Origin of the sequence: uncultured Thiodictyon sp. (assembly GCF_903828115.1) — a bacterium.
GTDB lineage: Bacteria > Pseudomonadota > Gammaproteobacteria > Chromatiales > Chromatiaceae > Thiodictyon.
In genome coordinates, this window is sequence record NZ_CAIKKU010000253.1 from 1 (window position 1) to 12050 (window position 12050).

Annotated in this window: 13 protein-coding genes; 4 read left to right on the plus strand and 9 right to left on the minus strand. The window is 65.3% G+C overall.

Annotated features, from left to right (window positions below):
- From QZY48_RS09495 to QZY48_RS09535, 9 genes are all read right to left on the minus strand, one after another.
- Positions 1-201: hypothetical protein (locus QZY48_RS09495; protein WP_295430454.1), on the minus strand; the 201-nt coding region annotated here is incomplete at its 3' end.
- 739 nt (positions 202-940) lie between these two features.
- On the minus strand, positions 941-1291 hold the full coding sequence (locus tag QZY48_RS09500) for a BrnA antitoxin family protein (protein ID WP_295430455.1): 351 nt from the start codon (positions 1289-1291) through the stop codon (positions 941-943).
- 76 nt (positions 1292-1367) lie between these two features.
- Entirely contained in the window at positions 1368-1895 is a 528-nt protein-coding gene (locus QZY48_RS09505) for a DUF2796 domain-containing protein (protein WP_295430457.1), read from the minus strand.
- Between the two features lie 42 nt (positions 1896-1937).
- Positions 1938-2513 (minus strand): protein disulfide oxidoreductase, encoded by a 576-nt coding sequence (locus QZY48_RS09510; RefSeq protein ID WP_295430459.1) that lies wholly within the window; start codon positions 2511-2513, stop codon positions 1938-1940.
- Complete coding sequence (locus QZY48_RS09515) at positions 2510-2920, minus strand: hypothetical protein (RefSeq protein ID WP_295430461.1); 411 nt, start codon at positions 2918-2920, stop codon at positions 2510-2512. Before QZY48_RS09515 ends, QZY48_RS09510 begins: the two co-directional genes overlap by 4 nt.
- A complete protein-coding gene (locus tag QZY48_RS09520; protein WP_295430463.1) occupies positions 2917-4335 on the minus strand; it encodes a PhoH family protein in 1419 nt (472 codons plus the stop codon). The genes QZY48_RS09515 and QZY48_RS09520 overlap by 4 nt, the downstream gene beginning before the upstream one ends.
- Before the next feature lie 171 nt (positions 4336-4506).
- On the minus strand, positions 4507-4995 hold the full coding sequence (locus QZY48_RS09525; RefSeq protein ID WP_295430465.1) for a peroxiredoxin: 489 nt from the start codon (positions 4993-4995) through the stop codon (positions 4507-4509).
- A gap of 174 nt (positions 4996-5169) precedes the next feature.
- Positions 5170-5709 (minus strand): glycine cleavage system protein R, encoded by a 540-nt coding sequence (locus QZY48_RS09530; RefSeq protein ID WP_100918585.1) that lies wholly within the window; start codon positions 5707-5709, stop codon positions 5170-5172.
- 197 nt (positions 5710-5906) lie between these two features.
- On the minus strand, positions 5907-6500 hold the full coding sequence (locus QZY48_RS09535; RefSeq protein WP_295430468.1) for a zinc ribbon domain-containing protein: 594 nt from the start codon (positions 6498-6500) through the stop codon (positions 5907-5909).
- 130 nt (positions 6501-6630) lie between these two features.
- On the opposite strand from QZY48_RS09535, the gene QZY48_RS09540 reads away from it, so the two are divergent.
- The 4 genes from QZY48_RS09540 to QZY48_RS09555 all read left to right on the plus strand — a co-directional run bounded on the left by QZY48_RS09540 (position 6631) and on the right by QZY48_RS09555 (position 12045).
- Complete coding sequence (locus tag QZY48_RS09540) at positions 6631-7845, plus strand: hypothetical protein (protein WP_295430470.1); 1215 nt, start codon at positions 6631-6633, stop codon at positions 7843-7845.
- 183 nt (positions 7846-8028) lie between these two features.
- Positions 8029-10398, plus strand: coding sequence for a hypothetical protein (locus QZY48_RS09545; RefSeq protein ID WP_295430472.1), 2370 nt, complete (start codon positions 8029-8031; stop codon positions 10396-10398).
- A gap of 35 nt (positions 10399-10433) precedes the next feature.
- A complete protein-coding gene (locus QZY48_RS09550) occupies positions 10434-11081 on the plus strand; it encodes an SGNH/GDSL hydrolase family protein (protein ID WP_295430474.1) in 648 nt (215 codons plus the stop codon).
- 97 nt (positions 11082-11178) lie between these two features.
- Entirely contained in the window at positions 11179-12045 is an 867-nt protein-coding gene (locus QZY48_RS09555) for a M20/M25/M40 family metallo-hydrolase (protein WP_295430476.1), read from the plus strand.
- Positions 12046-12050 lie beyond the last annotated feature (5 nt).

Below are 12050 nucleotides of genomic sequence, written 5' to 3' on the forward strand. Positions count from 1 at the left end.
AAAAACAAACCAAAGAAATCCCAAGTCAAGCAAATGCAGCCATTGTATCTTTTCCTCGCGCGCTCCCGGCTGGTCCTGATATTCCAGAAATTCTCCCATTGGATTGTGGTCTAAAGCAATATACATCATAAACGTTGACACGCCCAAAGACATCACAACAAATGCGCCTATCGTGAGAAGCTGTTTCTTGACAACGCGCATTTCTTTCGCTACCGCAAATCACCATCCACCGAACATCTTCTTCAACGAGTTCCGGGGACACTTTACTCAATTACGTCTGCCGCGGAGCACGGAACAGGTAAACTGTCCCCAGAATTCTCGGGGCACAAGTCAAGACCTGACCCCATCCGTTGGTGATCGCAGTCGAGGCCTGGCGCGGCATCCGTTGTTGTTCGTGCCCGTTGCGGTAGATGATTGCGACCATCGTGGCACCTTATTATTGCAGAGAGATCATAGCCTTTTATGTCTTGCCAACGCGCTCGACGCTTCTTGAAGGGAGTCCTCATTACAAAGCCATCCCTGTCTATCCTAAAGTAAAGGGTGTTCGACAGGAACATGACAATTTGGAAGGTGCAACTTTCCCGCATCCGGTTCCTCGGTCGTACTCACTTATCAAGCGGACCTTCATAATTGCTTGTTACAAGGCCGTAGGGCGGATGCCTGCAGGGCGATCCGCCACAGCGCCGAGGTCGCACATGGCGGAACCGCTGCGCGTTCCGCTCTACGCGGGCTTATCTCGACCCCTTTTTTCCCGAGCCTGGCCCCTCTCCCTTCATCTAATTTTGGAAGCGGAATTTCGGGGACAGTTTACTCAATCGAGGCTGGTCTTAGGCTGAATCAAGTATACCGTCCCCGGAACTCTGTCCCAGGAACCCCTGTCCCCGGAATTCCCGAGAATTGCCACCGGGTCTGATCATGTGCTCCTGACACCTGATGCCGCTTAGCGATGGCTGTCGGCGCCCGGCGGCGAATGCTCTTTGAGCCATTCTCGCATTGCATCGTTGACCCGCGTTTGCCAGCCCCGGCCGGTTGTCTTCAAGGCTTCCAGGACATCCGGATCAAAGCGGATCGTCGTCGGGACCTTGGTCGGCGCCTTCTGCGGACCGCGCCGACGCGCGGCCAGGGCCGCGCGGACCGCGGCAATCCCGCCCTCATGCACCACGACGGCATTGCGCCGGGCGGATTCTTCCGCGGCGGTTGGTGGGCGATCTTCCCCGGGGGCCTCTGCGATCAGCTTTTCCCAGACTTCAGGGTTCAAGGGAAAGGCCGCGGGCAAAGTATCTGATTTCATGCTTTTCGCCCGTGCGCAAGCTAGTTCCGGGCGCGCCGCGGGTCAAGGCGCCCCATGATGGCACCGGGACAGGTATTCACTGCAAGGGCACGAAAGTAACGACCGGATTGCCGAGGGTCAGCACCGCCGCGCCCTGGCCCTTGGCCGTGGTGTAGTGGACATGGACCCGTTGCAGGGCCGGGAAGCCGATGAAGAGGCCCAGGGCGGCGGAGTTGAGCATCTTGGGGAAGACGCAGTTGAAGCGGTAGTTGGCCCCCATGCCGGCCTCGCCGTCGCGTTCGCGCGGGTCCGCGTCGACCTTGGCCTCTTCGAGCAGGCAACTCGCCTGGGGGTTGAAGCGCACCAGGGCCTCGCCGTGTTTGAGGTTTTCCTCGGCGACCTTCAGGTCTTGCTGTTGCGCCGCGGTGCCCGGGGTCCCGGTGAAGCCGACCAGGGTTTCGGCGGCGGCGGACAGTTCCACCTGCACGGCCGCGCCCTCGGCGCGGATGCGCAGTTCCGCGGTGCCTACCGGCGGGACGGCGCCCGCGGCCAGCAGCGGTGTGCTGAGGCCCAGGGCGCAGGCCAGGCGGCGCAGTCGTGCGATGGTGTGGGTTGGATGTGGCATGGTGTCGGTCCTGTTCTGACGGTGATGTGTATCAACCTGGGATCAATCGAACTTGGCCTGGTCGGACCCGGATGCGGCCCACAGTCGGGCGCGCAGGCCGGTCTCGGTGCTGGCGCCCATGGTGGCGTAGCTGATCCGCCCGGCGGCGTCCAGGATGAAGGTCGCCGGGACCCCGGCGACCCCCCAGCGGCGGGAGATGGCGCCGTCTTCATCCGGTACCACCGGGAAGCGCAGGTCCGCCGCGGCCATGAAGCGGCTGATCTGCGCGGCGTCGCCGGATTCCATGGCCACGGTCAGGACGCGATGGTCTTTGGCAATGGCGTCGATGCCGCCGTTGGTGAGCTTGCAGACCGGGCACCAACTGGCCCAGAAGTGCACCAGCACCGGTTGGCCCCGCAGGGCCTTGAGATCGATGGCCTGGCCGTCCAGGGTCAGGCCCGTCAGGGGCGGGGCCGCGCCGGTGGCGAGCGGGCGCGCCTGCCACCACTGGACCCCGAGGAAGACCGCCAGGATCAGGGTCAGGTCGAGTGCCCAACGACGCAGGCGCCTGGGTCGCGGGCTGGCGGCCTGGGGCGCCGGGTCGGGTGTGGTCATGGGGTCCTTGGGCGACTCGATCATGCGGTTGGGTTCCGGGTGCCGCACTCGTAGTGCAGGGCCGCCGCCGGGAGCAGGTGCAGGTGCAGGCGCTCATGGCGCACGGTCAGTTGGGCGAAGGCGCTCGCGATGGGCGCGGTCGCGGCGGGGGTCGCGTCCGCCAGACCCAGGACCAGGCGTACCCGGTTCATGCCGCGGCGGTCGCGCTCGGCCAGGCCCGCCGCGGCCCAGTCGCCGATCCGCGCGACGGCCAGGGCGGGCGCGGTGAGCGGGATCAGGTAGATCAGGAGCCGCCCGCCGATGGCGATGCGCCGCACCGGTGCGTCCAGACCGGGCAGGGGGACCAGGTCCTCGGCGACCTGCTGGAAGACGGCGGGTGCGCAGTTGCAGCCCAGGGTCTCCCGGGCGAAGCGTTCCAGTGCGCTGGTCATAGCTCCTCGGACGCGAAATCGGCCAGCCGCGAGCGCTCCCCGCGCATCAGGGTGATGTGTCCGCCGTGGGGCCAGTGTTTGAAGCGGTCCACCACATAGGTCAGGCCGGAGCTGGTCTCGGTGAGATAGGGCGTGTCGATTTGGCCGATGTTGCCCAGGCAGACCATCTTGGTGCCAGGCCCGGCGCGCGTGATGAGGGTCTTCATCTGTTTCGCGGTGAGGTTCTGCGCCTCGTCCAGGATGACGTATTTGTTGAGGAAGGTGCGGCCGCGCATGAAGTTGAGTGAGTGAATGCGGATGCGGCTCTTGACCAGGTCGTTGGTGACGGCGCGCCCCCAGTCGCCGCCCTCGGGGCGGGTCAGGACCTCCAGGTTGTCCATCAGGGCGCCCATCCAGGGGGTCATCTTTTCCTCCTCGGTGCCGGGCAGGAAGCCGATGTCCTCGCCCACCGGCACCGTGACCCGGGTCATGATGATCTCCTTGTAGAGACCGCGGTCCAGCACCTGGGCGAGTCCCGCGGCCAGTGCCAGCAGGGTCTTGCCGGTGCCGGCGGTGCCGAGCAGGGTGACGAAGTCCAACTCCGGGTCCATGAGCATGTTGAGCGCGAAGTTCTGTTCGCGGTTGCGGGCGTTGATCCCCCAGACGTTGTGACGTGGTGTCCGGTAGTCCTCGACCAGTTCGATCACCGCCTCGGCGGCGCCGGGTGTGCCGCGCACGATGGCCTCGAAGCCGCTGTCGTCGCCGCTGTAGATGCATTCGCCGGGATACCAGTCGTCCAGCCCCGGCCCGCTGACCCGGTAATAGGTGCGGCCCTCCTCCTTCCAGGAATCCATGGACTTGCCGTGTTGCTCCCAGAATTCCTTGGGGAGCTGCTCGACCCCGGTGTAGAGGAGCGAGGCATCGTCCAAGACCTGGTCGTTGGAGTAGTCCTCGGCCGGGAGCCCGAGCACCGCGGCCTTGATCCGCAGGTTGATGTCCTTGGAGACGATGATGACCTGGCGGTCGGGCCGCAGCAGGTGCAGGGCGCGGGCGGTGCCGAGGATATCGTTGTCGGCCGTGCTCCCCGGCAGGGACTGCGGCAGGCGCAGGTCCATGGGCTGGGTCTGGAAGTAGAGCCGCCCGGCGGCCGGCAGGACCCGCCCGCCCCCGTTGACGCAGACCGGGCCGATCGGCAGGCCGGCGTCGATCTCGTCCTTGTCGGCCTGGGACAGGAGTTGGTCGAGGAAGCGGGTCGCCTGGCGGACGTTGCGCGCCACCTCGGAGATGCCCTTCTTGCCGTGGTCCAACTCCTCCAGCACCACCATCGGCAGGAAGATGTCATGCTCCTGGAACCGGAAGATGCAGGTGGGGTCGTGCATCAGGACATTGGTGTCGAGGACGAAGAGGCAGGGCTTGTCGTGTTGGCGTTTGATCATAGGTCAGGGAAGCACGTTAGGAACGGTTCACTTTGCGTCGTGGTCGTTGTCGTTGTCGTTGTCGTAATCGAGATTATCGTGGCGCCCGGATACTCGCACCCCAAATTGCATCGCTTCTCCGATTACGATTACGACAACGACAACGCTCGTGTCTAGCTTGTTTCCGGCTCGTTACTGACGTACTAACGCCCTTTCCTTAAGCGCAAGCGCCGCGGCGAGCACCTCCTCGACATGCCCCTTGACCTTGACCCCGCGCCATTGCTGACGCAAGACGCCGGCCGCATCGATCAGGAAGGTGCTGCGCTCCACCCCCAGGCTTTCCTTGCCGTACATCTTCTTCAGCTTGATCACGTCAAAGGCCCGGCACAGGGCCTCGTCGGGGTCGGCGATCAGGTCGAAGGGGAAGCCCTGCTTGGTCTTGAAATTCTCCTGGGCCTTGAGGCCATCGCGCGAGGCGCCGAGGATCAGGGTGTCGGCGGCGGTGAAGGCGGCGGCCGCGTCCCGGAAGTCCTGGCCCTCCTGGGTGCAGCCGGGGGTGCTGGCCTTGGGGTAGAAATAGAGGACGAGCTGTTGGCCGCGGTAGTCGGAGAGCCGGACGGTACGCCCGCCGGTGGTCTTGAGTTCGAGGTCCGGGACGGGGTCGCCGAGGGTCGGGGGCATGGCATACTTCCTCAATTCGAGTACGTGAGTACGGAAGTACGTTAGTACGGGAGTACGTCAGGAGCGCTCGTACTCACGTACTCACGTACTCACGTACTCACGTACTCACGTACTCACGTACTCACGTACTCACGTACTCACGTACTCACGTACTAACGTACTAACGTACTTTCTTTAACCCTTCAGCGGCTCCAGCACCGCGTCCAGATTGAGGCCGTCGCAGTAGTCCATGAATTCCTCGCGCAGCCCGGCGATGTGCATGTCCGAGGGGATGCCGACGGTCATGTGCACCGCGAACATGGGGGTTCCGGTGTGGGCGGCGGCATAGGTGCTGGTGGCCATATCTTCGATGTTGATGGCGCGGTCGGCAAAGAAGCCCGCCAGGTTGTTGACGATGCCCGGGTGGTCCATGGACACCACGTCCACCGCGTAGGGGAGCAGGTTGCGGCCGGTAGCACGCTCACCGGTGCGTTTGGTGATGATGGTCATGTTGAGCTGGCGTTGCAGCTCGGGGATTGCGTTTTCGATCTTGGCCAAGGTGTTCCACTTGCCTTCCACCAAGAGCATGGCGGCGAACTCGCCGCCGAGCACCGTCATGCGGCTGTCTTCGATGTTGCAGCCTTGCTCCAGGATGGCCTTGGAGAGCAGGTTGACGATGCCGGGGTGGTCCTCGCCCAAGGCGGAGATCACGAGGTAGGTCTTCTGGGTTGCCATGTCCTGTCGCGCCAACAGTCGGGTTTAGGGGTAGTGGGTGAGTGTAACATGGGGGTCCGGGCGCTCGCACAGGGCGAACCGCACGGCCGCCCCCCGGGGCTTGCGCGCCGGCTGCCCGGCGACCGGAGGTCGAGGCTTCAGCCGGTCGACCGCGCGGCCCTGGTCCGGCTAACGGCCCTCTGCCAACCCGCTTGGGTTCAGGCAGGTTCATCCGGGGGCACGCGCGCTCGCTCGGCACCTTGGTCAGCGCCTTGATCAACGCTGGGGTCCCGGCCGTGCAGCGGATACCAGGTGTCGTCGCGGGCGGCCGGCAGTAGCTCCCGCCGCAGGCTGCGCAGGGCCGCCGCGCCGCCGGTCAGGGCCGCAAAGGGGTCCTCCCGCTCCAGCGTGTCCCCCAGTTCGGCGTCGATCTGGTCCGGGTCCTCCCCGGCCTCCATGCGGCGGATCGCCTCCGCCATGCCGTCGCTGACCTCAAGCCCGCTCGCGTCGAAGAGCCGCCGCATCAGGCGGGCCGCCTGCTTGGGGTCGGCCTCGTCGAGGTGTTCCATCTCCCCGGCCATGGACGCGAAGGCCCGCATCATCCGCTCCTCGTCGACCCCGGCGGGCAGCCCTGCGCCGTCGTCCGTGTCGGCCTGTCCCCGGCCCTTGCTGATCGCGAACAGGCTGGCCTGCCGGGCGAGTTGCGGTCGGCGGCAGCGCGGGCAGGCCGGTCGGGTGTCGGTGTCGACGCGGCGCGAGAAAAAGCTGAAGATGGTGTGGCAGTCGGGGCAGTAACATTCGTAGACGGGCATGGGTTGGCTCCGCGTGTCTCGGATATCGGCCTTATAGTATCCGAGGCGCCCCACCCACGGTGCGACCGTCAGCCGCCGCGGGCGCGGCCCGCGGTGCTGCAAGTGGCCGTCAGGCACTCCCGGAGTGGTGATGAAAATATTGAAATTTATAGTTTTTTGGTATTTTGCCGGGGTCGGTATCGCCCTTCATTTGAGCCTGGGGGCCTTCTGGTATCTGGAGCCCGAATTGGCCGTAACCGCCTGGGATCGCGCGCTGTTCGGACTGACCGAGCGCCTGAAAATCCTCGCCTGGGTCGATTCCGCTCGCAAGCAGCTCTCGGACGCCGCGATCTTCAGCCGCATCCCGGCCTGGACACCGCTGCCGGAAGGGCCGCAGGCACCCCCGCCCGGCTATGCGCGGATCGGCGAACGTCTGTTTCCCTCCCCGGCAGCGGCACTGGCGGCCTTAAAACCTGGTGAGACCCTCGATATCGGTGCCGGGGTCTATACCACCCCGTGGGAGATCCGGGTGCCGAGGGTCGCGATCGTTGGCCAAGGTCATGTCGTTTTTGAACGGGGTGCGGCGCAGGGCAAGGGAAATATGGTGATTGCCGCGGACAATGTGCTGGTCCGCAATATCGAATGCCGCCTGATCCGGGTCCCGGATGAGAATGGGGCCTGTATCCGGCTGGAGGGCAACAACCTGACCGTCGAGCATGTCTATTTCCATGATTCCGAGGAAGGCATCTTGGCCGGCGCTGCCGCCGACGGCCGGGTCGAGATCAGGGACAGCCGTTTTGAGCACCTCGGTAAAGGCGGACAGGCCCACGGGGTCTATGTCGGCGGCCGCGAACTGGTCATTTCCGACAGTCTGTTCCTGGCATCGCAAGGGGAGGGCCATGAGATCAAGAGCAGGGCCGCCAAGACGACCATCGTGCGCAGTGTCATCGCCTCCATGAACGGCGTCGACAGCCGCTTGATCGATGTACCGAATGGGGGTGAGTTGACGGTTACCGACAGCGTGCTGCTCAAAGGACCGAACAGCGCCAGTAGTGACGCCATCGGCTTTGCCTTGGAGGCGGGGCCGGGCTACCACCCGGTGGATCGCGTCATCGTGCACAACAACCTGATTTTGCTCGATCGCTATCTCCCCAGTCGGCTGCTTCGCCTGGGTGATCAGAAGATCGCGACACAGGTGAGGGGAAATGTCATCGTTTCGCGTTACCGGACGGATTATGATAGCACCAATACCGTCTTCAGGAGTCGCCAGGCGGCGGGATTGCCGGACTACCCAGCGTTGCCGTTGACGCCGCTGCTCCCGGCTGCCGCGAGCCCCCCGCCTCCCGCCAAGGGTGGTCGGCCTTGAGCACGTTTGCCGCCAAACCTGGGGGCCGGCGTCCCGCGCGTCCGGCGGGTCGGCCGCCCGCTCCCGGGAGTCGTGATGCCCGGGGTTTTGATCAAGGCCCGGTTGCCGCGTGAAACGCGTGCCGGTGCGAGTACGAGAGCAATCTGCCGCGGTGACGCGGACACCGATCCGCGGAGGCCTTGCGTGAATGCCGTCGAGTTGCCTGTTCTTGGACGCAGCACACCCGCCGGGGCGCTGCAATTGGGCCTCGGCGGTGCCCTTCTGGGGTTGTCGGTATGGCTCCTGTGGGACTTTCCCCTGGGCCGGCCCTGGTTGATGGCCCTGGCGCTGGGCCTGGCCGCCGCCCAATGGCGCGATGCCCGCGCCTGGCTCTTGGCCCTGCCGGTGGTGCTCGCCGTGGTGGACCTGGGGGCCTGGTCGGGTCGCCTGCTGGCGGCAGAGCAGGACGCGCTCTTGGCCGTCCTGGCCGGTACCGCCCTGGTGGCCGGCCACTATCGGGGCAGCGGCGGCCAACTGCTGCGCCGCAGCTTTGCGCCGCTGTGGTTGGTGATGCTGGTCGTCGCGGTGGGTCTGGTGCGGGGACTGCTCCCCTTGAGCGCCCTGGATGCCAATGCCTGGAGCGGGTACCTTACGGGCTGGAACGCGCTGCGGATCGCCAAGGGTCCAGTCTGGGCGCTGGTCTTCTGGCCCCTGCTCGCCGCCCAACTGAGCGCGGACCGGGAGGCGACCGAGTCACGCCTCGCGCTGGGGCTGGTCGCGGCCCTGATCGGGTTCGGCAGCTACGTCCTCTGGGAACGTGGTTTTTTCTCGGATCTGGTTACCGCGCAAAACCGTTGGGGGCTGGTTGCGACCTGGCTCGATCTGGCCAGCGCTTACCGCATTACCGGCCCCTTCTCCCAGATGCATCTGGGGGGCGAGGCGGTGGACGGATTCCTCGTCTTGGCCTGGCCCTTCGCGCTCTGGAGCCTGCTAAAGGCGCGCCGCTGGCCCCTGGCACTGCTCGCCCTGATCGCCCTGGGACTTGCCGGCTATGCGGTGATGGTGACCTTCACCCGCACCACCTATGTGGCGGTTGGGGTATCCGTCCTCGCCTTTGCGGCAGCCGGTTTGAGCGGCAACCGTGGCCTTTCCGCGGCGCGAGCGGCGCTGATCGGGGGCTTTGTGATGGTGACTGTGGCCCTGTTCCTGATCGGTTTTCGCTTCGGTGGGAGCCTGTTGCTGCTGAGCTATCTCGCGGTGCTTCTGGGGGGCATCGCCGCTGGTCGGTTCGAGCATCGCGTCCCCTCGCGGGAACTGCTCGTCGGCGGCCTGATGCTCCTGCTCGTGCTCGGTGTGGTCCTGGCCCTGCGGGGCATGTTGACCAGCAAGTGGAGCCATATTTCTCTCGGACCGGCCCTGGCGATCGTCGTGCCCTCGGTCTTGCTATTGGGACTGGGGGGAGGCGTCCTGGGGCGCACGCTCAGGCCGCTGGTTGGATGGCGTGAGACGGGGGTTCTGATGCTGGCCCTGGCCCTCTTGCTGTCGGCGCTGAGCTTGAGCCTGTCCGGTACTCATATCCAGGCTCGTGCGGCGACCTCCAGCAGCGACATGACTATCCGCGTCGCGCATTGGGAGCGGGGCCTGTCACTGCTTCCCCGCGACTTGGCGACCCGTGCCTTGGGGGCGGGGCTGGGGACCTTTCCGCTCACCAACTTGTTGACGGCTGCCAATTACGCCGACGGGATCTGGCTGTTTTCACGCGCCGCAGGCCATTCATACCTGCGCTTGGTCGGTAGCGGGAACCTGCGTTTGGGGCAGCGGCTGGGCCTGCTGGAACCGGGGGCCTATCAGGTCATGGTCCGCGCGCGTAACGCGACGGGGGTGCCGACGACGCTGGTGGTCCGAGTGCAGGCGCGACGGTTGTTGGAGTTGGAGGATTGGGCGCCCAAGACCCGGGAATTGAGATTTGCGCTGGCACCCGGAGATGGGCGCTGGAAGGAGTTGACAGGGCTCTTGGACCTGAATGGAGATTTTCGCTCGCCCTGGTACGAAGCGCGGCGCACCGTATTCATCTTGAGTAACGAGGGGGCCGGCCAGAGCGCAATTGAAATCGCGGACGCGCGCCTGGTCGATGTCCGCGGCCGCGCGCTGCTGGCGAACAGCGACTTTGCGGCAGGGGGAGATCGCTGGTTCGCCTACAACGACTTTAATCACCTGGCCTGGCACCTCAAGAGCCTCTACGTCGGACTCTGGTTCGAGCTTGGGCTCTTGGGGCTGGTGGCCTTCGGTGTGTTGAGCGTCACGGCAGTGGGGCGGGCCTTTGGGGAGGCGCGCCGGGGCCGCCTTTTCAGCGCCGCCGTGGGGGCCGCGTTGGTCGGGTTCTTGGTGCTGGGCTTGACCGGGACCCTGCTCGATGTGCCCCCGCTCATGACCCTGTTCCTGCTCCTGGCCATGTCGGCACTCTGGCGCGAGCGGGTGCGGCGGCGGATCATCAAGCGGCGTCGCCGGTCCGAGCAAATGCCTTCAGAATCCCCCGGGTCTCCTCCCGCGGGACCCGCGGCCCCGGCGTCGTGACCAGCGCCCCGGTTTCTATCCACAGGAACGAGATCATGAAGCTTCAGCCGCACACCAAACTGCTGATGATCGGTGATTCGATCACCGATTGGAGTCGGGCGCGGCCGATCGGCGAGGCCGTGCTCGACGCGCTGGGGACCGGCTATGTCGGTGTGGTCAACGCCTATCTCACCGCTACCCACCCGGAGCACCGCATCCGGGTCGTCAATATGGGGGTGAGCGGCAATACCGTGCGCGATCTCGCCGCGCGCTGGTCCACCGACGTGGTCGCGCTGAGTCCGGATTGGCTGTCCATCATGATCGGGATCAATGATGTGTGGCGGCAGTTCGACGGCGGGCTTCTGACCGAGCAGTATGTCACCCTGGATGAATACGCCCAGACGCTGGATACCCTGATCAGTACCGTGCGGCCCGGGCTGCAGGGCCTGGTGCTCATGACACCCTATTTCATTGAACCCAATCGCGCCGACCCCATGCGGGCACTGATGGACCGCTACGGGGCCGTCGTGCGCCAGTTGGCCGGGCGCCACGGCGCGGTCCTGGTGGACACCCAGGCGGCATTCGACCAGGCCATGACGCACACGCATCCGCTGGCCATGGCGCCCGACCGCATCCATCCGAACCTGGTCGGGCACCTGGTCCTGGCCCGCGCCTTTGTGAATGCGCTGGATTGTGGCTGGTAAAGCGCAGCCCATTCGGGCGACGCGTCTCGAAGCTGGTCCGGCGCTGATCCGGCGCCGGCCTTTGGGCACCTGCCCTGGCCTGAGGAGATTTTTCGCCATGTCCCGAATCAACCTGTTGGCCCTCGCCGCGGCCCTGATGCTGGCCGGCACGCCGGTGCGGGCGAGTCCGAGCGTCAGCGGTATGCTGGCGGAACTGTCGCTGACGGATTACCAGGGCTATGTCGAGCACTTGGTGTCATTGGGTACCCGCTACTACGGGACCCAGGGCAACACCGCTGCGACTGATTATGTCGGCCAGGTCTTCAGCGGCTTCGGGCTCGCGACACGCGAGCACCTTTTCACCCTGGACGGCTATCAATTGGCGAATGTCGAGGCGACCTTGCCCGGCCTGGTGCGCCCCGATGACATCGTGATCATCGGCGCCCACTTCGATTCGATCGCGAACCGCACCCCGGGCGACCCCTCTGCCACCAATGCGCCCGGCGCCGACGACAACGCCAGCGGCACCGCCGGGGTGCTGGAGATCGCGAGCGTGCTCAGCCGCTACCAGTTCGCGCAGACGATCCGCTTCATCGGCTTCAATGCCGAGGAACAGGGCATGATCGGCAGTCAGCGCTATGCGCAAGCGGCCAAGGACGCCGGCGATAACATCGTCGCCATGGTCGACCGGGACATGATCGGCTATGTCAACGACGGTGCCGCCGAGGACCTGGATATCATGGGCAACGGCTGGCTGGTGGACCTGATGGTCGCTAATGTCAAAGCCTTCACTACGCTGCCGGTGACCGGGCATGTCGAAACGCCGATGTGGAGCGACCACCAGTATTTTGCCGCCGAAGAGTATCCGGGCTCCGCATCGGGATGGCGATCGAGTTCGATTGGGATGAGAACCCGGGCAACCCCTATTACCACCAGATCGGCGATACCGCGGCGACGCTCAACTATCCCTTCGCCTTGGAGGTGAGCCGC

Bases quoted from the DNA above. Each gene is read 5' to 3' on its own strand.
- QZY48_RS09540 (WP_295430470.1), top strand. From the start codon at position 6,631: ATGAAAATATTGAAATTTATAGTTTTTTGGTATTTTGCCGGGGTCGGT.
- QZY48_RS09550 (WP_295430474.1), top strand. From the start codon at position 10,434: ATGAAGCTTCAGCCGCACACCAAACTGCTGATGATCGGTGATTCGATC.
- QZY48_RS09535 (WP_295430468.1), bottom strand. From the start codon at position 6,500: ATGCCCGTCTACGAATGTTACTGCCCCGACTGCCACACCATCTTCAGC.
- QZY48_RS09555 (WP_295430476.1), top strand. From the start codon at position 11,179: ATGTCCCGAATCAACCTGTTGGCCCTCGCCGCGGCCCTGATGCTGGCC.
- QZY48_RS09530 (WP_100918585.1), bottom strand. From the start codon at position 5,709: ATGGCAACCCAGAAGACCTACCTCGTGATCTCCGCCTTGGGCGAGGAC.
- QZY48_RS09510 (WP_295430459.1), bottom strand. From the start codon at position 2,513: ATGATCGAGTCGCCCAAGGACCCCATGACCACACCCGACCCGGCGCCC.
- QZY48_RS09500 (WP_295430455.1), bottom strand. From the start codon at position 1,291: ATGAAATCAGATACTTTGCCCGCGGCCTTTCCCTTGAACCCTGAAGTC.
- QZY48_RS09515 (WP_295430461.1), bottom strand. From the start codon at position 2,920: ATGACCAGCGCACTGGAACGCTTCGCCCGGGAGACCCTGGGCTGCAAC.
- QZY48_RS09520 (WP_295430463.1), bottom strand. From the start codon at position 4,335: ATGATCAAACGCCAACACGACAAGCCCTGCCTCTTCGTCCTCGACACC.
- QZY48_RS09525 (WP_295430465.1), bottom strand. From the start codon at position 4,995: ATGCCCCCGACCCTCGGCGACCCCGTCCCGGACCTCGAACTCAAGACC.
- QZY48_RS09505 (WP_295430457.1), bottom strand. From the start codon at position 1,895: ATGCCACATCCAACCCACACCATCGCACGACTGCGCCGCCTGGCCTGC.